The organism is Streptomyces speibonae (assembly GCF_984686075.1).
This window is the reverse complement of record NZ_OZ480260.1, coordinates 1,939,550-1,960,720: the sequence shown is the minus strand read 5'-3', so window position 1 is coordinate 1,960,720 and position 21,171 is coordinate 1,939,550. Positions and strand designations below refer to the sequence as shown.

14 protein-coding genes are annotated in these 21,171 nt (G+C 73.8%); all 14 read right to left on the bottom strand.

What is annotated here, in order from left to right; all coding sequences use genetic code 11:
• Positions 1-2: 2 nt before the first annotated feature.
• The 14 genes from AC5L3C_RS08605 to AC5L3C_RS08540 all read right to left on the bottom strand — a co-directional run bounded on the left by AC5L3C_RS08605 (position 3) and on the right by AC5L3C_RS08540 (position 20,842).
• The gene (locus AC5L3C_RS08605) at positions 3-650 is read right to left on the bottom strand and encodes a PIG-L deacetylase family protein (protein ID WP_493648169.1); all 648 of its coding nucleotides are present in this window, start codon (positions 648-650) and stop codon (positions 3-5) included.
• Positions 647-1,441, bottom strand: coding sequence for a sugar phosphate nucleotidyltransferase (locus AC5L3C_RS08600; RefSeq protein ID WP_493648167.1), 795 nt, complete (start codon positions 1,439-1,441; stop codon positions 647-649). Before AC5L3C_RS08600 ends, AC5L3C_RS08605 begins: the two co-directional genes overlap by 4 nt.
• Complete coding sequence (locus tag AC5L3C_RS08595) at positions 1,438-2,688, bottom strand: class I SAM-dependent methyltransferase (RefSeq protein WP_493648166.1); 1,251 nt, start codon at positions 2,686-2,688, stop codon at positions 1,438-1,440. The genes AC5L3C_RS08600 and AC5L3C_RS08595 overlap by 4 nt, the downstream gene beginning before the upstream one ends.
• Positions 2,685-3,926 carry a glycosyltransferase gene (locus tag AC5L3C_RS08590; RefSeq protein WP_493648164.1) on the bottom strand — a complete coding sequence of 414 codons (1,242 nt, stop codon included), beginning with the start codon at positions 3,924-3,926 and terminating at the stop codon, positions 2,685-2,687. Before AC5L3C_RS08590 ends, AC5L3C_RS08595 begins: the two co-directional genes overlap by 4 nt.
• A gap of 2 nt (positions 3,927-3,928) precedes the next feature.
• Complete coding sequence (locus AC5L3C_RS08585; RefSeq protein WP_493648162.1) at positions 3,929-5,167, bottom strand: O-antigen ligase domain-containing protein; 1,239 nt, start codon at positions 5,165-5,167, stop codon at positions 3,929-3,931.
• Between the two features lies 1 nt (position 5,168).
• On the bottom strand, positions 5,169-6,692 hold the full coding sequence (locus AC5L3C_RS08580) for a right-handed parallel beta-helix repeat-containing protein (RefSeq protein WP_493648160.1): 1,524 nt from the start codon (positions 6,690-6,692) through the stop codon (positions 5,169-5,171).
• Between the two features lie 12 nt (positions 6,693-6,704).
• The gene (locus tag AC5L3C_RS08575; protein WP_493648159.1) at positions 6,705-9,296 is read right to left on the bottom strand and encodes an alginate lyase family protein; all 2,592 of its coding nucleotides are present in this window, start codon (positions 9,294-9,296) and stop codon (positions 6,705-6,707) included.
• The gene (locus tag AC5L3C_RS08570) at positions 9,293-11,467 is read right to left on the bottom strand and encodes a bi-domain-containing oxidoreductase (RefSeq protein ID WP_493648158.1); all 2,175 of its coding nucleotides are present in this window, start codon (positions 11,465-11,467) and stop codon (positions 9,293-9,295) included. Before AC5L3C_RS08570 ends, AC5L3C_RS08575 begins: the two co-directional genes overlap by 4 nt.
• 58 nt (positions 11,468-11,525) lie before the next feature.
• Positions 11,526-13,457 carry an asparagine synthase (glutamine-hydrolyzing) gene (gene asnB, locus AC5L3C_RS08565; protein WP_493648157.1) on the bottom strand — a complete coding sequence of 644 codons (1,932 nt, stop codon included), beginning with the start codon at positions 13,455-13,457 and terminating at the stop codon, positions 11,526-11,528.
• 3 nt (positions 13,458-13,460) lie between these two features.
• Positions 13,461-14,969 (bottom strand): Wzz/FepE/Etk N-terminal domain-containing protein, encoded by a 1,509-nt coding sequence (locus tag AC5L3C_RS08560; RefSeq protein ID WP_493648155.1) that lies wholly within the window; start codon positions 14,967-14,969, stop codon positions 13,461-13,463.
• Positions 14,970-15,297: 328 nt separating this feature from the next.
• Complete coding sequence (locus AC5L3C_RS08555) at positions 15,298-16,650, bottom strand: Wzz/FepE/Etk N-terminal domain-containing protein (protein WP_493648153.1); 1,353 nt, start codon at positions 16,648-16,650, stop codon at positions 15,298-15,300.
• Entirely contained in the window at positions 16,647-17,978 is a 1,332-nt protein-coding gene (locus tag AC5L3C_RS08550; protein WP_493648152.1) for a glycosyltransferase family 4 protein, read from the bottom strand. Before AC5L3C_RS08550 ends, AC5L3C_RS08555 begins: the two co-directional genes overlap by 4 nt.
• On the bottom strand, positions 17,968-19,293 hold the full coding sequence (locus tag AC5L3C_RS08545) for a nucleotide sugar dehydrogenase (protein WP_493648150.1): 1,326 nt from the start codon (positions 19,291-19,293) through the stop codon (positions 17,968-17,970). Before AC5L3C_RS08545 ends, AC5L3C_RS08550 begins: the two co-directional genes overlap by 11 nt.
• A gap of 70 nt (positions 19,294-19,363) precedes the next feature.
• On the bottom strand, positions 19,364-20,842 hold the full coding sequence (locus tag AC5L3C_RS08540; RefSeq protein WP_493648148.1) for a sugar transferase: 1,479 nt from the start codon (positions 20,840-20,842) through the stop codon (positions 19,364-19,366).
• Positions 20,843-21,171 lie beyond the last annotated feature (329 nt).

Below are 21,171 nucleotides of genomic sequence, written 5' to 3'. Positions count from 1 at the left end.
GTTCATTCCCCCAGGTCGAGAGTGAGTTTGGTGACGGCGAACGCCTCGGCGTAGCGCTCGTGGCATTCGATGCCGCGGATCCGGGCGAGACCGAGGAACGCCTCCCGGTCGTACCAGGGCCGGTGCCGCTGGGAGGGGTAGTGCTCCTGCAGCAGCCGCACCTTGTGTTCGGCGGTCCGCGGCGACAGCGGCTGGTAGGCGGTCGGACGGCCCAGGTCGCCGTCCCACTTGACGATCTCGTAACCGAGCACGAGGTGGTCGCGGAACGCGGTGGGGATCAGCCGCGCCAGGCCGCGGTGGTCCTGGTGGGCGTCCTCCGTGCGCGGGGCCAGCACGAGGTCCGGCTCGGTCCGCGCCCGCAGCTCCTCAACCGCCGACTTGGCCTCCTCCCAGTACGCGGGCACCCGCCCGTCCGGCAGCTTGAGCACGGTCAGCCGCAGCTCGGCGCCCGGGCAGAAGGCGGCGAGCGCGGCCCGCTCCTCCCGCTCGCGCGGACCCCCGCCGCCGCAGAGCACCAGCGCGTCGACGCGGATGCCCGGCCGTGCGCCGCACAGCGTCAGCAGGGTGCCGCCGGCGCCGATGGCGATGTCGTCGCAGTGGGCGCCGACCGCAACGATCCGCCCGGCGCCGCCGGTGCCGAGCCGGATCACGCGCCCACCCCCGCGCCGTCCCGCTCCCACACCGCCCACGGGCGCTCGCCCCTGGCGTACCCGGCGTCGAGCGCCGCCCGCTCCTTCACGGTGTCGGTCGGCTTCCAGAAGCCGCGGTGCTGGTACGCCACCAGCCGTCCGCGCTTGGCCAGTTGGGCGCAGCCGTCGGCGACCAGGTCACCGTTGTCCGGTATGTGGTCGAAGATCTCCTGGCGCAGCACGAAGTAGCCGCCGTTCTCCCACAGCGGCAGCTCGCTCACCGGGGTGATGCCGCCCACCAGGCCGTCGTCGCCCAGGTCCACGCAGTGGAAGGAGGACTGCGGCGGCACCACCATCATCGACGCGCCGGCGTCACGCCGCGCGAACCGGTCGATCATCTCCGGCAGCGGGGCGTCGGTGAGCACGTCGGCGTAGTTGGCGAGGAACATCTCGTCGCCGTCCAGATGGTGCCGCACCCGGCGCAGCCGCTCCCCGATCGGCGACTCGATGCCCGTCTGCGCGAACGTGATGGTCCAGTCGGAGATGTCGGTGGACAGCAGCTCGGTCCGGCCGCCGCGCAGCACGAAGTCGTTGGACGTCGTCTCCTCGTAGGTGAGGAAGAAGTCCTTGATGTGGTGGGCCCCGTAGCCCAGGCACAGGATGAACTCCGTGTGCCCGTAGTGCGCGTAGTAGCGCATCACATGCCAGATCAGCGGCCGCGGGCCGACCATCGCCATCGGCTTGGGCACGTCGTCGGAGGTGCCCTCGCGCATCCGCATGCCGTAACCGCCGCAGAACAGAACGACTTTCATGCCCTGGCCTCTCCAGACGCGACCTCGACGACGCTCAGTTCGGGGATGGGGAAGACCAGCCGGCCGCCCCAGTCGTGCACGTACGACAGCTGCTCGGTCAGCTCGGCCCGCAGGTTCCACGGCAGGACGAGGACGTAGTCCGGCCGGTCGGCGGCGATCCGCTCCGGGGGCAGGACGGGGATGCGGGTGCCCGGGGTGAACCTGCCGTGCTTGTAGGGGTTGCGGTCCACCGTGTACGGGAGCAGGTCGGGCCGGATGCCGCAGTGGTTGAGCAGCGTGTTGCCCTTGCCGGGGGCGCCGTAGCCGACGACCGTCTCGCCCCGCTCGGCCGCCTCGACGAGGAACCGCAGCAGGTCGCGGCGGACCTTGGCGACCCGGGCGGAGAACTGCGTGTACCCCGACAGTTCCTGCAGTCCGGCGGCCTTCTCCCGGTCCAGCACCTCGGCCACCCGCCGGGAGGGCGCCCCGGCCGCCTCGTCCGGGCGGGCCCACAGCCGCAGCGAGCCGCCGTGCGTGGGCAGCGTCTCCACGTCCACCAGCGCGAGTCCGCCGCTCGCCAGCGCCCGGATCGCGGAGGCGACCGTGTAGTACTGGAAGTGCTCGTGGTAGATCGTGTCGTACTGGTTCTCCTCGATCAGGGTGAGCAGGTGCTGCACCTCGATGGAGACCCACCCGTCGTCGGCGACCAGCGCGCGCAGTCCCCGGGTGAAGCCGACCACGTCGGGGATGTGCGCGTACACGTTGTTGGCCACGACCAGGTCCGCCGGGCCGTGCTCCTCGCGGACGGCGGCGCCCACGGCCGGGTCCAGGAACTCGGTGAGCGTGGGCACGCCCGCGTCCCGCGCCGCGGCACCGACGTTCACCGACGGCTCGATGCCCAGGCAGCGGATCCCGCGGTCCACCATGTGCCGCAGCAGATAGCCGTCGTTGCTCGCGACCTCCACCACGAACGCGTCGGCGCCCAGCCCCAGCCGCTCCGCGGCCCCGGCGGTGAACGCGCGCGCGTGCTCCACCCAGGAGGTGGAGTACGAGGAGAAGTACGCGTACTCCTTGAACGTCTCCTCCGGCGTGATCAGCGGAGGGATCTGCGCGAGCCAGCAGTCGGTGCAGACCCGCAGATGCAGCGGGTACGCGGGCTCCGGCAGATCCAGTTGGTGCGCGGCGAGGAAGCTCTCGCACGGCGGCGTCGCCCCCAGATCGACGACGCTCGCCAGCGCTTCCGAGCCGCAGAGTCGGCATCGTGTCATCGGCTGTTCCCATCCCCCCTGCCCGCGCGGGTGTCCCCGCCGCGAGCCAGTGCTGACCGACCCGCGATCGCGGTGCGGTACGCGTCCTCCAGGCGCTCCAGACCGACCTTCGGACTGAAGCCCTGCTCGTATCGGTGCCGGGCGGCCCGGCCCATCCGCCGCCCCAGATCCGGATCCGCGGTGATCCGGCGCAGGCAGGACGCGAGCGAGGCGGCCTCACCCGGCCGGTGCAGCAGCCCGCTCACCCCGTCCTCGACCAGTTCGACGAAGGCGCCGTGCCCGGCGGCGACGGCCGGTACGCCCGCCGCCATCGCCTCCACGACCACCAGACCGAACGCCTCCAGCCAGGTGGAGGGCGCCACCACGGCGACCGCCCGCGCCACGGCCCGCCGGCACTGCTCCGGGTCGTACAGGCCGACGTACCGGACGTCGTCGCGGCCTGCCGCCCAGGCGGTCACCTCGCCCTCCAGCGGCCCCGCGCCGGCGATCACGAGCGGTACGCCCACCCCGCCGGCCGCCGCGATCTCGTCCCATGCGGCCATGAGCAGCCGTACGCCCTTGGCCTCGGCGAGCCGGCCGAGATACAGCAGATGCTCGCCGCCGCCCGAGCGGATCACGCCCGGATCGGGCACGAAGTTGTGCTTCACCGCCAGCCGTCCGGCCGGCATGCCCGCCGACACCAGCACGTCGCGCTGCGCGGCGGAGATGCACAGGAACCGCTCCACACCGGACCACCACCGCCGCCGGTTGACCGACAGACCGACCGCCAGGGGCAGCGTCGCCAGCCGGGAGTCCCGGTAGCAGCCGTGCCGGACGGCCGGCAGCGGCGCCCTCCCGACGCACTCGGCGCACGCTCCGCCCGCCCGCTGCAGCGTGCCGGGCGGACACACCTGGGTGTAGTTGTGCAGTGTGGCGACGGCGGGCACCCCGGCGTCGGCGCAGGCGGCGAGCACCGCCGGGGACAGCAGCGGGAAGACGTTGTGGACGTGCACCACGTCGGGCCGCTCCTCGCGCAGCCGGGCGGCGAGCTCCCTGCGCACGGCCGGGTTCCACGGCACCAGCAGCGGCACCGCCGCCTTGCGCGGCAGGGACATCGCGGCGATGTCGTCACTGCGCCGCCCGAACTCCCCGACCCGGTGGCCGGCCCCGCGCAGCAGCGCCACCTCCTGGTCGACGACGTTGTTCTCCCCGCTCGGCTGCGCCGAGTTGTAGCGGTTGTGCACCACGAGGACATGCATGCTCAGGTCACCTCCGTCGGCCGGGCGGCCGTTCGGGGCCGCGCCGCCCGGGGATCCGGCGCGGGCGGCGGGAGCGCGGCGCCCGCGGCGGGCGCCGCCAGCAGCGAGGCGGCCACGGCCAGATGCAGCAGATACGGTGAGGCGTCGCCCAGCCCGGCCTCGGTGTACGACGCGATCGCGCAGTAGCTGATCAGGAAGATCGCGCACGCCCTCGGCACCGACGGCGGCCGCAGCAGCGCCACGCCGCCCAGCACGGCGAGGAACGCCGCCACCAGCACGACACCGGTCATGCCCTGCTCGTGGTAGACGGCCAGCCAGCTGTTGTCGATCGGCAGCCCGCCGAAGGACTTGTCGCCCAGCCCCGCGCCGAACAGGTGCTCCGAGGTGGTCCGGGGTTCCGCCAGCAGCGCGTCCCACACCTTGGCCCTGCCGGTGAGACTGCTGAAGTTCTCCTCGCTCTGCCCGCGCAGGAACCACTCCCGTACCGCGGAGCCGAACGCCACCGCCGCCACCGCCGCGCACAGCACGGTCCAGGCGAAGAACCGGCGGGCGGCGGCGCTGGTCAGGAACAGCGAGCCGATCGCCAGCACCAGCCCGACGAGCAGCCCGACCGTGGCCGTCCGCGTGTGGGTCAGCACCAGCAGCACGAGCGCCGGAACGACGACCAGCGCGGCGCTGCGCCCGTCGGTCCGGCGGCCCAGCACCAGCAGCACCGTCAGCCCGATGATCACCGCGGCGTACTGGCCGATCTGCGGCGGGGTGAGCGGCCACAGCGCGCCGACCAGCCGCCCGCCGTACAGGTCGGGCAGCGCGGCGCCCGGCGAGAGGACCAGGCCGGCGGCGACCGACCCGAGGACCACGAAGTACATCCGGATGTGATGCCGGACGAACGTCGTGCCGCCGTCCCACCAGCGGCTGACCAGCCACAGCGTGCCGATGAACAGCGCCAGCCGGGCGCAGCGGAACAGCGCGCCGAACCCGGAGTCCAGGTCCATGCTGGAGAGCACGCTCGGCACCAGCAGCAGCGTGAGCAGCAGCAGGAAGGCGCCGGCCCGGATGCGCAGCCGGAGATTGACCGCGAGCGCCAGCGTGAACGCGACGGCCAGCGCGCTCATGGTGACCATCTGGATGAGCGAGCGGGGCAGCGGGACGATCGTCTCGGCACCCGCCGATCCCAGGGTGTTGAGGACCAGCAGCCCCCAGACGGCACCGATCGTCCTCGGTGTGCGCTCCACGGCCATCTCAACCACCCTCCTGCGCGCGGAAGGTGCTGCCCTCGTCCTGCCGGTACGGGGCGCCCTGCCACTGGCCGGGGGTCAGCACCCGGCTCGGGTCGTGGGCGACGAACTGCCACGGTCCGACGTAGACGTTGTCGTGCCAGCGGTTGTGCTGCTCGCCCGTGATCGCGTCGGCCACGCTGTCGCCCTGGTACGGCGACCACTCCGGGTAGGTGCCGTAGTTGGCCAGCAACGCCATCCGGTCGCACCGCGTCGTGCAGTCGACGACCGAGGTGTCCAGCACGAAACGGTTGTCGTGGATGTCGACCCGCTGGGTCTTCCACCGGCAGTCGGAATAGAGGGGCGCCGTGCCGATCGCCGGCTGTGCGCAGCTCCCGGTGTCCTCCACCAGCAGTGTGCAGTCACCGGAGGAGGTGTTGGCGGGGCTGTTGCAGAACCGGTCGGCGTTCTCCCACAGGGTGATGCCGGACCAGTTGTTCTCCAGCACGTTCCCGTGGATCTCGATCTTGCTCGTGCGGGCCCGGACCCGTGGTTCGCCGCCGGACTCGGAGAGGTAGACGGTCGCGAACGGGAAGGTGTCGCCGCGGTCGGCGTGCCGGCGGCCCTCGACCCAGTTGTTCCGCCGGATCATGTTGTTCCGGATGACCGCGTTGTAGCTGGTCTCGTAGATCAGCGCGGCGCCGTCGTTGGCCTCCAGCACATTGGCCTCGATGCGGAAGTCGTTGTTGTTGGTGTCCGCCCACAGCCCGGTCCCGCGGTTGTCGTGCACCCAGTTGCCGCGGATGTCGGCGCCGTCGACGTTCCAGAACTTCACGCCCCCGGTGCAGCCGCAGCCCGGCTTCTTCCGCTCCCAGTCGCCGGTGTTGTTGCCGGTGATCTCGTTGCCCTCGACCACCAGGTCCTCGAGGGGGCCGTCGCCCTTGTAGGCGTTGATGCCGTACTGGCCGTTGTCGCGCAGACAGCTGGCGCGGACCTGCTGGCGGGCCCCGGCCATCAGCCCGGCACCGGAGTTGTCGCGGATCGTCGCGTGCTCGATCACCCATCCGTCGGCCGAATCGTGGTTGACCACGCCCTCGTCGTGCGGCGCGGCGAACCCGCGCACGGTCAGATGGCGGATGGTGACGTCGGGGGCCGGGCCGCCGAACGCGTACTGGTTGGTCTTCCGGCCGTCGAGCACCGCGCCCGGCGCGCCGATGTAGGTGTTGCCCCGCTTGGGGACGACCTGCGCGTAGCGGTCGGGCGCGAGCCGGTGCCTGCCGGGCCGGAGCCAGAACGTGGTGTTCGGGGGGTTGCTCCTGGTCTTCTCGGCGAGGTCGCCCGTCACCGCCGGGTCGACCGTCACCGCGCCCGCGGGCGCCTTTGCGGGCCCGGCGGCGGGCTCGGCGCACACCCGGGCCACGGGCGTGTCCGGCCCGGTGGTCGGCTCAGGCCGCGCGTCCGGCGTGTCCTCGCAGCCGGTCGCGGCCAGCAGGACCAGCGCCAGCGGTGCCACCGCCGACGCCGTCCGGTGCCGCCACGTCCTTGCCACGTGTCCTCCTCCCTAGCCGTGGAACCCGAGTACGGTGACGAACTCCTCCGCGCCGCCGGTGAAACCGGTGCCGACCAGTGCGGTGGCGGGTTCCTTGCGTCCGAAGCCCGGCGAGTACCAGCCGAGCGGCGGCCCGGTCTCGCCGCGGTGCGCCTGCCAGGACAGCTGCCCGGGCAGCTCCAGCACCGCGGAGCGCTCCTCGCCGTCCCGGGTCCAGGTGAGCGAGGCCCGGTCCCCCTCCAGCCGCGCGGTGACCGCCGGGCCGAGGTGGAACGCCAGGCGTACGGCACGGCGCGGACCGCGCACCGTGTCGACGATCCGCAACTCCCGGCGTTCGGGCGTCAGTTCCACCTGGCGGCGGTGCACGGAGCCCCGGTAGCCGTCGTGCTCGGCGCACCACCGCGCCGTCCCGCCGGCGGCGGCACCGGCGGTGTCCACGGCCAGGACCCGGCTGCGCGCGTGCCGGGTCCACAGGAACGGGCCGCCGGAGACGGACTGGTCGGTGCCGTCCAGCTCCAGGGTGTTGTGACCGAGGGTCGACCGGAAGTACCGCCGCCACTCGGGCTGCCCGTGATAGCAGTACGTCCCCGGGTCGGCGAGCACGTCGACGCCGTCGTGCCGCACCTCCACGGAGAGGGCGTCCGCGTGGGCGTGCGCCGCGATGGACAGGAAGCCGTGCGGGCCGCCGTCGCAACGGCACCAGATCTCCTCCGGCCCGCGCAGGATGGTGAGCCCCGCGTCGGCGAAGTGCCCCGGCCGCCGCCCGGGCCGCCGGGCCCAGGCCCCACTCCCACGCCGTGCCCCCGCACCTTGACGAAGCGACGCGACGACACCCGCGAGCCGCCGGCTCCCGCGCACGGCACCGCCCGCCCGCCCCAGCACACTCGCGGGCCGGGCCCCGGTGGCGGGGACGGGCTGGAGACGCCCGTTGGGGGGTGGCGCGGGAACGGCCCGGAGACGGCCGTCGGGGGGTGGCGCGGGGCGGGGGCGGGCGTCGGCGGTGCCGGGCCGTTGGGCCGGTGGGGTCGTGGGCTCAGGGCCCGCGTCGGGAGCGGGTCCGAGACGGTCGTCGGGGGGTGGTGTGGTGCCGGGCTGTTGGGCCGGTGGTCCGGGCGGCGGCTCGGGCACTTCGCCGACGCGGGGCTCACCATCCTGCGCGGGCCGGGGCCCGGCGTCGGGAGCGGACCCGAGAGGGCCGTCGGGGGCCGGTGTGGGGGCCGGCCGGGTCTCCGCCGTGTCGTGGGGTGCGCCGTCGGGGACCGGCCGGAGACGGTCGTCGGGGGCCGGCGCCGGGCCCGGGCGGGTGTCCGTCGTGGGGTGGAGCCGCCGTCGGGACGGGGGTGTCGCGGGGACCGGGCGGAGGGGCACCGGGCGGGCTTGCGGGGCAGGTGGGCGGGCCGGGGGTGCCGGATCGGTGCCCGGGTGGATCAGTGCCGTGAGGAGGGGCGTGCGGACGTCCGTCGTCGTGACCTCCGGCCACCAGGGGAGCCGGCCGAACACCGCGTCCCCGGTGGCCAGCAGGGAGGCCCAGCGGTGCGTGCCCGCGCCGTCCAGGACCAGCCCGTACCCGTCGTCCGCGTCCCCCTGGCGCGGCGGCCGCAACCGGTTGTCCACGATCGCCGCGAGCGCGTCGGTCATCCGCAGCAGCACCCGCCGCACCGACACGGGGACCGGCACCCCCGCCGCGTCCGCCTCGGCCACCGCCGCCAGGCCGAGTTCCAGCACCAGCCCGTGGTACTCGGTGGCGAGTTCGCGGTTGAGGCCGGAGCGGAACGTGTTCGCCCGCAACTGCCGTTCCAGCGACCGCAACGCGTCGGCCCGCCAGCGGGCCGAGGACGGGAACCACCCGAACGCGCAGGACGCGGCCAGCTGCCCGGCCGCCTCGGCGACGACGTGGTTGTTCGCCGACGAGCCCCGGCTGGGGAACGCCGCCAGCCAGCGCTGGTGATGCCAGATCTGGTGGTGCGCCACCGGGTTGTCCTCGAACAGCGCGGCCGCCCCCGGCCAGCCGTCCAGCAGCCGCCGGATCCACACCCACGACAGCAGCCGGATGCCCAGCTCGATGCCGCTGACCCAGTGCACCCCGCGCAGCGGCGCGTTGGCCGCCCACCAGGACCGCAGATGCGCGGCCACCCGCTCGGCGTACCGCTCGTCCCCGGTGAGCGCGTAGGCCGCGGCGAGCTGGGTGAGGTACTGGTGCCGGGACGGTTCCCAGATCTGTTTGATGTCCCCGACCACGTCCTCGTCGCGGTACGGCACGCCGAAGGCGTAGCCCCACGGGGCGCGGCGCCCGGTCTTCGGGTCGTACCACCAGTCCGGGTCCACCAGGTCGTCGCGTTCCACACCGAAGAACTCGGCGTGCCCGGCCATCAGCCGGTCCGCGTCGGCGAGCAGACGCTTCACGGCGTCCGCGGGTACCGAGGCGACCGCCCCGGCGGGCAGCACCGCGGTGAACCGCGCACCGGTCACGTCCGGGCCGTCCGGCAGCCCCGACCGCCACCGCCGCCGGCGCACCGCGTCGCCCACCCGGCCGCCGACCTCCCGCGGCCCCATCCGGGACAGCCGCCGCAGGTACCAGCCGGGGCTCCCCGGACGCGCGGTCATCGCGCCCCCGTCAGCGTCACCGGCGCGCCCGCCGCCAGCGCGGTCTCCACGGCGAGGGTGGCTGTCGTGGTGGCGACCAGCGACCGCAGCGGCACCGGCATCGGCCCACCGGTCCGTACGGCCTTGACGAACGCGGCCAGTTCGGCGTTCTGGCCCTTGTCCCGGGCCTTCGGCAGCCGCGAACTGACCCACCGCTTGCGGTCGTACACCGAGGCCCGGACGAAGTCGTCGAGCCGCAGCACCTTGCCGTCCGCGATCAGGTCCAGCGTCTCCTTGGGGAACCCCGACGGGCCGTTGGTGACATAGCTGAGGGTGGCGGTGGACCCGTCCGGGTAGCGCAGCACGATCTGCAGGTCCTCGTTGCCGGACGCGGCCACCGCGTACACCGAGACCGGGTCGGCGTCCAGCAGCCAGCTCGCCGTGTCGATGAAGTGCCCGCCCTCGCCGGTGAACCGGGAGCCCTCGGTGCCCTGCCGGAGATACCAGCTGCCGTGGTCGAGCCGGCCCGCGTTGACGAGGTAGCGCAGGCTCGCCGGACCGGTCCGGGCACCGAACCGCTCCCTCGCCTCCCGCAGCAGCGGCGCGAACCGGCGGTTGAAGCCCACTTGCAGCCGGTCGTTGCCGGACTCCTCCACCGCCGCGAGCACACCGGCCAGTTCCTCCCCGGTGAGCGCCAGCGGCTTCTCCACGAACACCGCCTTGCCGGCGAGCAGCGCCTTGCGCGTGAGGTCCGCGTGCGAGCTGTGCCGGGTGACCACGAACACCGCGTCGACGGACGGGTCGCCGAGCACGGCGTCCAGATCGGTGGTCGCCCGGGCGAAGCCGAACTTGCGCTGGGCGTTGGCCCCGGACAGCGCCGTCGTGGTGACGACCGTGGACAGCTCGACACCGTCGCGCCCCGTCAGGTGCGGCAGCAGCATCGACGTCGCGTAGTTCCCGGCCCCGACGAACGCCAGCCGCACGGGCCTCCCGGCCACTCGCACCGGCCCGTGCCCCGCCGGCACGTCGGGCACGGCCGTCAGCGGGGCCGCCCGGCCCTCCGTGTCGCCCTCCGCGTACCGGAACAGCACGGCGACGGCCTTGAGTTCACCGTCCTCCAGCCGCCGGTACGTCTTGACGGCGTCCTCGAAGTCGGCGATGTGGGAGACCAGGGGCTCCACGTCGACACGGCCCCGGGCGGCCAGATCGAGGAAGCACGCCAGGTTGCGCCGCTCCGTCCAGCGGACGTAGCCGATCGGGTAGTCCCGCCCCTCGAGCTCGTACTCCGGGTCGTACCGCCCGGGGCCGTACGAACGGGAGAACCGGACGTCGAGCTCCTTCTCGTAGTACGCGTTCCACGGCAGGTCCAGGCTGCACTTGCCGATGTCGACGACCCGGCCGCGGTCCCGGCTCAGCCGGGCGGCCAGCTCGACGGGCTGGTTGCTGCCCCCGCCGGCGGCCAGATACACCTGGTCCGCGCCCATACCGCCGGTGAGTTCGGCGACGGCTTGCTCCACGGCCGCGGACGCGGGGTCACCGCACGCCGCGGCGCCCAGCCGCTCGGCGAGCGCGCAGCGCTCCGGGTCGGGGTCGGCGCCGACCACCCGTACCCCCGACGCGGCCAGCAGCTGGACCACCAACTGCCCGATCAGCCCCAGACCGATGACCAGCGCCACGTCCCCCAGCTGCGACTCGCCGCGGCGCACCCCCTGCAACGCGATCGAGCCGACCGTGCCGAAGGCCGCGTGCCGCGGCGCGAGCCCGTCCGGCACCGGGGCGTAGAGGTTCTTCGGCACCCAGTTCACTTCGGCGTGCAGCGCGTGCTCGTTGCCGGCGCAGGCCACGAGGTCGCCGACCGCCACGTCGTCGATGCCCGCGCCGACCTGCTCGACCACCCCGCACAGCGAATACCCCAGCGGCGTGTAGGAGTCCAGCTTGCCCATCACCTTGCGGTAGGTGGCGGGCACCCCGTTGGTGGCCACGCTCTGCACCACCTTGGCCACCTGGTCCGGGCGGGAACGGGCCTTGCCCAGCATCGACATGCCGGCCTCGGAGACCTTCATGAGTTCGGTTCCGGTGGAGATCAGCGAGTAGGCGGTGCGCACCAGCACACCGCCCGGCTTGCAGCCCGGCTCCGGCACGTCGAGCAGTGCCAGCTCGCCGCTCCTGTAGTTCTGTACGACCTGTTTCACCCGAAGTCCTCTTCGTCTCTACGCCGTCTGTCTCTACGCCGTCAGGCAGGTGCCGTCGCTATGCCGTCAGGGGGTGTCCGCCGGTCCCGGAGGTCGCGCCGCGGTACCAGTACTCGAGGGTCAGCACGTGCCACAGATGCTTGGAGAAGTCCCGCTGCCCGGCGGCGTCCTCGGCGACGAGCCGCTGGAGCGCCTCGCGGCGCAGGAACCCGGAACGGACGAGGACGCCGTCGTGCACCACCTCGCGCACCAGGGGGGCCAGATCCCGGCTCATCCACGCCCGCAGCGGCGCGCTGAACAGGCCCTTGGGCCGGTACACGATCTCCCGGGGCAGGACCGAGACCGCCGCCTCCTTCAGGACGGCCTTGCCCTGCCGTCCGGCGATCTTGCGCCGGCCCGGAACCGCGAACGCCGCCCTGACCACCTCGACGTCCACGTACGGCACCCGCACCTCGGTCGACGCGGCCATGCTGGAGCGGTCCGTGTACGCGAGGTTCAGACCCGGCAGGAACATCCGGGCGTCGCCCAGGCACATGCGGTTGACGAAGTCGTCCAGGTCGTTGTCGGCGTAGACGTCCGCGTGCTCGGTCAGCACGTCCTCGACCGCCGGCGCCAGGTCCGGATCGACCAGATCCAGCAGCTCCTCCCGGTCGTAGAGGGTGTAGCTGCGCCGGAACGCGGTCTCCTCCGGCAGATCGGCGAAGGAGAGGAACCGCTTGGCGAAGCGCACCGACCGGTACCCGCGGCGGCTCGTGGCGACCGGCAGCCGGTCCACGGCCCGCGCCACCCCGCGCCGCAGCGGCCGCGGGACGCGCTGGTAGCGCAGCGCGAGCACATTGGCCAGATGCTTGCGGTACCCGGCGAACAGCTCGTCGGCGCCCATCCCCGAGAGCATCACCTTCACCCCGGCCTCCCGGGCGGCCGAGCAGATCAGATACGTGTTGATCGCGGCGGGATCGCCGATCGGCTCGTCCAGGTGGTACGTCATCCGCGGCAGCAGCTCGAGCACGTCCGGGGCGATCTCGATCTCGCGCAGGTCCACGCCGAAGCGCTCGGCCACCTGCCGGGCGTAGCGCAGGTCGTCCGGCATCGCCTCGAACCGGGCGTCCTCGGCGCGGAACCCGATCGTGTAAGCGGGGATGCCGGGCCGGTCGCGGGCGGCCAGCGCGGTCAGATAGCTGGAGTCGAGCCCTCCGGAGAGGAAGGCCGCCACGGGGACGTCGGAGAGCAGATGCCGCCGGGTCGACTCCTCGACGACCGCCGCCAGGTCCGGCTCCGCGCCGTCGAGGGCCCGCTGGCTGCCCTCGGCGGCCACGTCGCGCAGGCTGAAGTACCGGCCGCGCTCCACCCGGCCGTCGGGCCGGATCCGCAGCCAGCTCCCCGGCGGCAGCTTCTCCGCCTCGCGGAACGCGCACCGGGAGTCCGGCACCCAGTAGTACAGCAGCGAGGCCACCAGCGCCGCGGGGTCCACCTCCAGCGACCCGCCGGTCACCGCGGCGAGCGCCTTCAGCTCGGAGGCGAACACCAGGCCCTCGCCCCGCCGCAGCAGGAACAGCGGCTTGATGCCGAGCTGGTCGCGGGCGAGCACCAGCTCGCCGGTCCGCTCGTCGAAGACGCCGAACGCGAACATGCCGCGCAGCCGGGGCAGACAGTCCGTGCCCCAGCGCCGCCACGCCTCCAGCAGCACCTCGGTGTCCGACGTACCCCGGAACCGCACGCCGGCGGCCGCCAGTTCGGCCCGCAGCTCGGGCGCGTTGTAGAGCTCGCCGTTGTACGTCAGGGCGAGGCCGCCGGAGACCATCGGCTGGGCGCCCGTCCCGGTCAGGTCGATGATGGCCAGCCGGCGGTGTCCGAGGTGCACCTCGCCGTCGCCGGCGGCGTGACTGTAGCGGCCCGCACCGTCCGGGCCGCGGTGTGCGAGGGTCTCGGTGAGCCGGTCGGTCACGGCCTTCCCGTCCGGCCACCGGTAGGTGCCTGAGATGCCACACATGTGCTACCGCACCTCCTGCTCGCCGTCGGGCACCCGCGTCGCCGCCCGCACGGAGGGCCGCTCCGTCCCGTTCACCCAGCTGGGCGCGGGCCGCTCACGCCTGCCGCGCGGCGCGGTGGCCGGGCGGTCCCACAGCGTGCCGTCGGTCCGGTCCCGCGGATCCGGGTCGACCAGCACCACGCCGTGCACCGCGATGTCCTGGTCCGCCAGTTGCCGCGCCACGGTGTGCAGCCACGCGGCGCTGCCCGCCCCGGCCCGCACCACCAGCACGGCCCGGGTGCCGAGGTACCGCAGGTCGGTCCACGCGGTGCCCGGAGCCACCGAACCGACGCCGATCCGCGGCCCCCCCGGCGGCCCGGCGTCCGCGTCCGCGCCGCCGACCACGGTGGGGCCTCCCGGCTGCGGACGGCGGCTCGCGAGCCGCGCGTCGGGCAGACCGTCGACCACGACCACCGGCTCCTCGCCCTTCAGCTCCCCGGCGAGATCCAGGGCGACCGCGCCCGCGGTGCGGGCACAGCCCAGCTCCAGCAGCGACACCGGTTCCGGGGAGCCCCGCACGGTACGGGCCAGGGACGCCGTGAGCCGCGTCCGCGCCGCCCGGACCCTGCGGCGCCGCCACGGCCGGGCCGCCCCGCGGGGCAGCTCCGCGACGACCGAGGCACCCAGGTGCGCCGCGATCTCCCGGCGCAGCACGGGCCGGTCCGCCACCACCGCGCCGACGGCGGCCAGCGCGAGCCCGAGCGCCAGCCCCAGGGCGAGCCCGATCCCCGCGTTCGCCGCGGCGGTCGCGGGCAGCGAGTGGTCCACCGGGCGCGCGGCGTCCACCACCCGGGTGCCCGCCACCAGCCGGGGCGTGCCCAGGCTCGCCTCCTCGGCACGCTGGGCGAAGTCCGTGATGCGCGAGGTCAGTTCGGCCCGCCGGGCGAACAGCGACTCGAGGTTCGCCGACGCCTCGGGGTCGTCCGACTGCGGTCCCTCCCCGATCTCCTCGTTGACCCGCGCCAGTTCGTCCCGCAGGTCGTCGCGCCGGGCGAGCAGCGCCTCGGACTCGGCGGCCGCGGCCTCCCGCAGCCGCCGCACATGGTCCGCGACGAACGCGTCGGCCAGCGCCTCGGCCCGGGCCACCGCCTGCGCGTCGCTGTCGCCCGACGCCTCGATCCGCAGCAGGTTGTTGGTCACGCCGGTGCCCCGGTAGTCCCGCATGAAGTCCTTCGGGCTCTCCCGGGAGCCGAGGTCCCGCAGGGCGCGGTCCGCGATCCGCGTGGTCTGCAACAGCGCGGCGTCGGTGCGGATCAGCGTGCCGGGGTCGCTGGGCTGGTCCCCCTCATGCGCCACCAGCACCGTGGTCACCGCGGTCGGCGGCGGAGGCAGCACCACCGCCACCGCCACGCCGGCGAGACACCCCAGCAACGCCATCGTCCCCCACACCCGGCGCCGCCGGCGCACGGCGGCCACCAGCCCCGGCAGGTCGAAGAGCGGAGCCGGTGACTCCACCGCCTGGTCCGTCCTCATACCGCACCTCCCTCGGCGCTGCCGCGGTGTGGGCGCGCGGGGAGCGGAGGCCCGTGTGAAGGGACCGGCAACCCGTGCTCGCCCGCCGTCCCTGTGCCCGCGCCGAGCACGAGGACACGGGAGGTGCCGTCGCGGTGCGTGCTGTACGGTCCCGAGCGGCCGGGGCCGCTGAAGGCGGGGGCGCGGTCAGGCGTCGGCGTCCGATGCGTGGTCAGACCGTGCTCCTCTTCGCGTTGCCGCCGGCGAGCGCCGGGGCGCCGGGCCGTGCGGGTGCTGTACGGGCCCGGCGAGCGGGGGGCGTGGTCCGGCGTCGGTCTGTGGTGCGTGGTCATACCGCGCCTCCCAGTGCCGGGGCGGTGGGCCGTGCGGAGGGGCCGGTGGTCCGTGCCGTACGGGCCCGGACCGGGGTGGCGACGACGAAGCCGGTGATCTCGTGGCCGGCGTCCGTGCAGGCGTCGGTGAGGCCGGTGAGTTCGCCCGCGGTCCAGGTGCCCGTGCCGAGCACGACGAGGGCGCCGGAGGTGCCGGCGCGGTCCGGGACCGTCGGACGGTCCGCCGGAACCGTCACCACGTGGAGCGCGAGTTCGATCCCGGCCTCCTCGGCGAGCCGCGTGGCGGCGCGGCGGGCGACCTCGTCGCCGTCCGGGACGACCACCAGCGCCTCCCGCCCGCCGGGCGGCATCCGGTCCTGGAGCCGGGCGCACACGCGCCGGTAGCGCAGCCGCCCGGCGGCCTCGTCGCCCGAGGCCCGCGGGGCCGGAACGTCCCAGGGCATGTCGGCCCCCAGCAGCCTGCGGACCCGGGCCCGCGGGCCGCCCCGTGCCGCCGCCCGCCGCAGGGACCGGTCGGCGGGCACGTCCACCGTGCCGAGCGGCGAGGAGCCCAGCGCCGCGGCGATCTCCGGCTCGGTGCGCGGCCGGTGCCTCATCCGCGCGGTGGCGAGATGGCCGACGACGGCGAGGAGGAGGAACAGCAGCGCCCCGCCGAGGACGAGGTGCACACGGGTGGGCGGTGCCTCGCCGCCGGGCCGGGCGGCCGGTCCCATCACGACCATGCCGGCCCTGTTCAGCGCCGGGTCGGCCTCCTCCAGCTTCTCCATGGCCTCCTGCAACGTGGTGCGCAGCTTCTCGAGCTCGGTACGGCCCTGCACGCTCTCCACGCTCCGCCCGGGATCCGCCGCCTGGGCCAGGTCGGTGATGCGGCGGCTGGTCTGCAGCACCGTCCTGCGCAGTTCCTCGGGCCGGCTCGCCGCGTCGGGGTCCGCGGTGTCGCCCGCGAGCCGCGCCGCGTAGGCGACGTACTCCTCGGCCACCCGGTCGGCGATGCGCTGCGCACCCTCCGGGGTGTCGTCCGTGCCCGAGATCTCGATGATGTTCCCGTCGGTGACCTCGACGTCCACCCGGTCCCGCAACTCGCCGCCGTCGATTCCGGGCCGCCCGAGCGTGGCCGCCGCGCGGTCGACCACCGCCGAACTGGTCGCGATCTCCGCCTGGGTCACCAGCTCGCGCTCCTCCCACTGCCCCGACAGCAGCACCGACGCCGACGTCGTGTAGCGCGGCGGGAACAGCAGCGAGGCGCCGAGACCGGCGAGCGCGCCCAGCACGGCGAGGACGGCGAGCAGCCGCCGTCGGCGCCGCAGCAGCCGCCCGATCGTGGCCAGACGTATCGTGTCGTCGTTCAACGGCGCGGCCTCCGCCCTGCCCGGCCCGCCGCGCCCGCCGCCGGAGCCCGGTGACGGCAGGCGGCGGTGTAGGCGGCGAGCAGCGACACCTGGGAGTTGCTCCAGGCGAGGTCCCCGTTGATCCGTTCCCGGCCGATCCTGCCCATCCGGGCCCGCAGTTCGGGATCGTCCAGCAGCAGCGCGATGCGCTTGGCGAACTCGGCCTCGTCGTCGCCCGGTGCGTAGAGCGCGGCCTCCCCGGCGGAGACGCGCGCCTCCTTGAGGTCGAACGAGACGATCGGCCGGCCCATCGCCATGTACTCCAGAACCTTGTTCATGGTCGACACGTCGTTGAGCGGATTGCACGGGTCGGGGGAGAGGCACACGTCCGCGGTGGACAGATGGCGCACCAGGTCGGCGTCCGGGATGCGCCCGGTGAAGCGCACCTGGTCCTCGAGACCGAGCCGCCGGGACAGTTCCACCATCGCGTCGAAGGCGTCGCCGGAACCGACGAACACCGCGTGCCAGTCGGTGCGTCCCAGCTCGTCGCGGAGCTTCGCCAGGGCGCGCAGGGCGTAGTCGACGCCGTCCTGCGGCCCCATCACGCCGAGGTAGCACAGCAGATGGGGCTTGCCGTGCTTGAGCTCCGGATCGGGCGGCACCGGCCGGAACCGGTCGGTCTGCGGGGCGCTGCGCACCACGAAGACGTCCTCCGGCCGCCGGCCGCCCCGGCGCACCGCGACGTCCCGGTAGCTCTCGTTCGTGGCGATGACGACGTCCGCGGCCCGGTAGGTCATCCGTTCCAGCGCGCACACCGCCCGGTACAGCAGGTCCTTGCCGCGGCCGAACCGGGAGAGGTACAGCTCGGGCACCAGGTCGTGCTGGTCGAAGACGAACCGCGCCCCGCGCCGCTTCAGCCACAGGGCGGGGAGGAACAGCAGGTCGGGCGGGTTGCAGGCGTGGACCACGTGCACCGGGCCGACCTTCCGGGCCAGCCGGGCGGTGTGCCACAGCGCCGATCCGTACTCCCGCAGATAGCCGGCGGGACCGCCGGTGGCCGCGCGCAGCGGGTAGCGGTGGATCCGCACGCCGTCGATCTCCGCCTCGGGCTCGGTGTCCCGCTTGGTACCCCGGGGGCAGATGACGTGCACCTCCCAGCCCGCGTCGCGCAGCGTCGTGCACTCCTGCCACACGCGCCGGTCGAACGGCACGGACAGGTTCTCCACCAGGATCAGCGCGCGGCGGCCGCGGACCCGGCCGCCGTCACGCGAGGCCGCGCCCCCGACCGACGTGCGGTCGGACGCCGTGTTCCCGGACGCCGTGTCTCCGGACGATGTGTCACCAAGCAAGGCCCACGTACCCCGGTTCGGCCCGGCGCGCATCGGCGTCGGGGAGGTGGACGAGGTCGACGATCACCGGGCCGTCGCCGTGCGGCAGCGCCGCCAGCACGGCCGGGTCCCTGGTCCCGACCAGACACACCTCGGCGTGCTCGAGGACCTCCTCGACGGAGTCCGCGAGCAGCTGCGCGAGGTGCGGCAGCCGGGTCTCGACGTACTCGCGGTTCGCGCCGAGCAGCCGGGACAGGCTCACATGGGAGTCGTGGATGCGCAGGTCGTACCCCTTGCCGAAGAGCCGCTCCGCCAGCTCGACCAGCGGGCTCTCGCGCAGGTCGTCGGTGCCCGGTTTGAAGGACAGCCCGAACATCCCCACCCGGCGCTTCCCGGTCCGCTCCACCAGCTCCACCGCGCGCTGCAGATGATCGGCGTTGGAGGGCAGCACATGGGACAGGATGGGCACCGAGACGTCGGCCCGCTGCGCCGCGTGGACCAGGCTGCGCAGGTCCTTGGGCAGGCAGGAGCCGCCGAAGGCGAACCCGGGCCGCAGATAGGCGGGGCTGATGTTCAGCTTGCGGTCGGCCAGGAAGACGTCCATCACCTGGTGCGAGTCCACGCCGAGCGCCTGGCACACCGCGCCCAGCTCGTTCGCGAAGCCGATCTTGAGACCGTGGAAGGCGTTGTCGGCGTACTTGACCGCCTCGGCCGTCGGGACCGGCACCCGGAACACCTCACCGGGCAGCCCCTCGTACAGCGCCGCCACCATGTCCCCGTCGGCCGGACCGAGTTCGCCGATGACGGTCTTGGGCGGGTCGAAGAAGTCCCGCACGCTCGTGCCCTCGCGCAGGAACTCCGGGTTGACGGCGACCCCGACGTCCACTCCGGCCGTACCGCCGAGGTTCTTCTCCAGGATCGGCACCAGCAGGTTCAGACACGTGCCCGGGAGCATCGTGCTGCGGAACACCACGGTGTGCCGTCCGCCCTGCCCGCCGCGCTCGGCCAGGGCGGCGCCGATCTGCTCGGTGACCCGCTCCAAGTACGTCGTGCACAGGCTGCCGTTGGGCTCCGACGGCGTGCCCACGCACACCAGCGAGATCTCGCTGCCGGTGATCGCCTCGCGGACGTCGGTGGTGGCGCGCAGCGCACCGGTGCGCACGACGTCGGCGACCAGTTCGCCGATCCGTTCCTCGACCACCGGGGCCTTGCCGGCGTTGACCAGGCCGACCTTCACCCGGTTCACGTCCACCCCGATGACCTCGTGCCCCATCTCGGCCAGGCACGCGGCCGACACGCAGCCCACGTAGCCGAGCCCGAACACGCTGACTCTCATGATCCGTTCCTCCCCCCAGGCAGGCCCCGGCGGCCTGCGGTCCGCGCGTCCGCCCGACGGCACCCGCGCATCAGTAGGCGCCCTGCCCGTGGAGCACCGCACGCAGCGTCTTCCACAAGATCACTGTGTCCAGCGCGAGCGACCAGTCCTCCACGTACCGCAGGTCCAGCCGGACCGCCTCCTCCCATGACAGGTCGCTGCGCCCGCTGATCTGCCACAGGCCGGTGAGCCCGGGCTTGACCAGCAGCCGCCGCCGGATGTCCGGGCCGTAGGCGGCGGACTCCTCCGGCAGCGGGGGCCGTGGACCGACGAGCGACATCGATCCGGTCAGTACGTTGAACAGCTGCGGGAGTTCGTCGACCGACCAGCGGCGCAGCACCGCTCCCACCCGGGTCACCCGCGGATCCCTCCGGAGCTTGAACAGCGGCCCCGCGCCCTCGTTCCGGTCGGCCAGCGCGGCACGGGCCCGGTCGGCACCGGCGACCATGGTGCGGAACTTGAGGATGGTGAACTCGCGGCCGTCCTTGCCGACCCTGCGCTGCCGGTAGAAGGCGCCGCCCCGGCTGGTGGTCAGCACGAGCAGCGCGACGCACACCATCAGCGGCGCGAACAGCAGCAGCAGGACCGCCGCGCCCAGCCGGTCGACCACGCCCTTGACCACCCGGCGGCCCCCGGTGAAGGCCGGCATGCTGACCCGCAGCAGCGGGATCCCCAGCACCGCGTCGACGTGCAGCCGCGGTCCCGCCACCTCCATCAGCACCGGCGCCACGATCATCTCGGCGTCGCTGCCCTCCAGGCTCCACGCCAGCCGCCGCAGCCGGTGCGGCGACCAGTGCGGGTCCGGGGTGACCGCGACGACGCGGTAGCCGTCGCGGTGGACGTGGTCGGCCACGTCCGTCAGCCGGCCCACCACCGGCACCCCGTCCAGCCGGTCACCGCCGAGCCGGTGTCCCTCCGGGGTGCACACGGCGTCCACCTGCCAGCCGAGGTGCGGGAACTTGCGGGTCCGGCTGATCAGGTCGCGCACGGTGTCCGGGCTTCCGGCGGCGAGCACCGGTCTTAAACACCGCCCCTGCTTGCGCTGCTTGTGCAGCCACAGCCGCAGCGGATACCGCGCGGTCATGGTGACGATCGCGATCGCGGGAACGGCGACGAAGATCCACAGCTTGATGTTGCGCGAGGTGAGGGCGATCCCGCCGAGCGCCAGCACGACGGTCGCCGCGAACAGCGAGCGGCCGAGCCGGCGGAACTCCTCGGCGCCCTGGCCGAGTACGGCCGGTGCCCACGCCCGGCCGACCGCGAGCGCCCCCAGCACCAGCAGCCAGGTCCCGAAGGCCAGGATGCCCCACTTCTCGTGCCAGTTGGCCGCGTCCCGGGCGCCGAAGAAGTTGCCGATGGACGCCACGACGACACCGGTGGTGACGGAGTCGCTGGTGATCACGGTACGGCGGTACCGCTGCTCCCAGTCGCTCGCGGGCCGGCTGATCTCCCCGCTCGTCAGACGTCCGCGCGCCGACGGAAACGGGCTGACTAATCCCCCTTGCCGCACAGAACCCCCCAGGTCCCCCTCGGGAGGCCCCCGCCCCCCGAACTGACTTCCGCGGTCTTGCAGAGGTGCTTGTTCCACTCACCCGGCGGCAGCGCTGATGCGCGGTCCCGCCGGACGTGCGAGGTGCGTGCGACCCGTCGGCCCCCGGGTGCTCCCCGCACCCGGGGGCCTCACGGGCCCGGAGCTGTTTGTCGGTGGTGCCGGATCAATGGATCGTTGACGGCCGCTTCGTACTCGAACAGCTGAAGCACGGTCAATCTAGACCATGGGGGTCAGTGTTGAAGAGGGGTTGTGTGCAAAATGTGTTGAAGGTTCGAGCCATATGTACC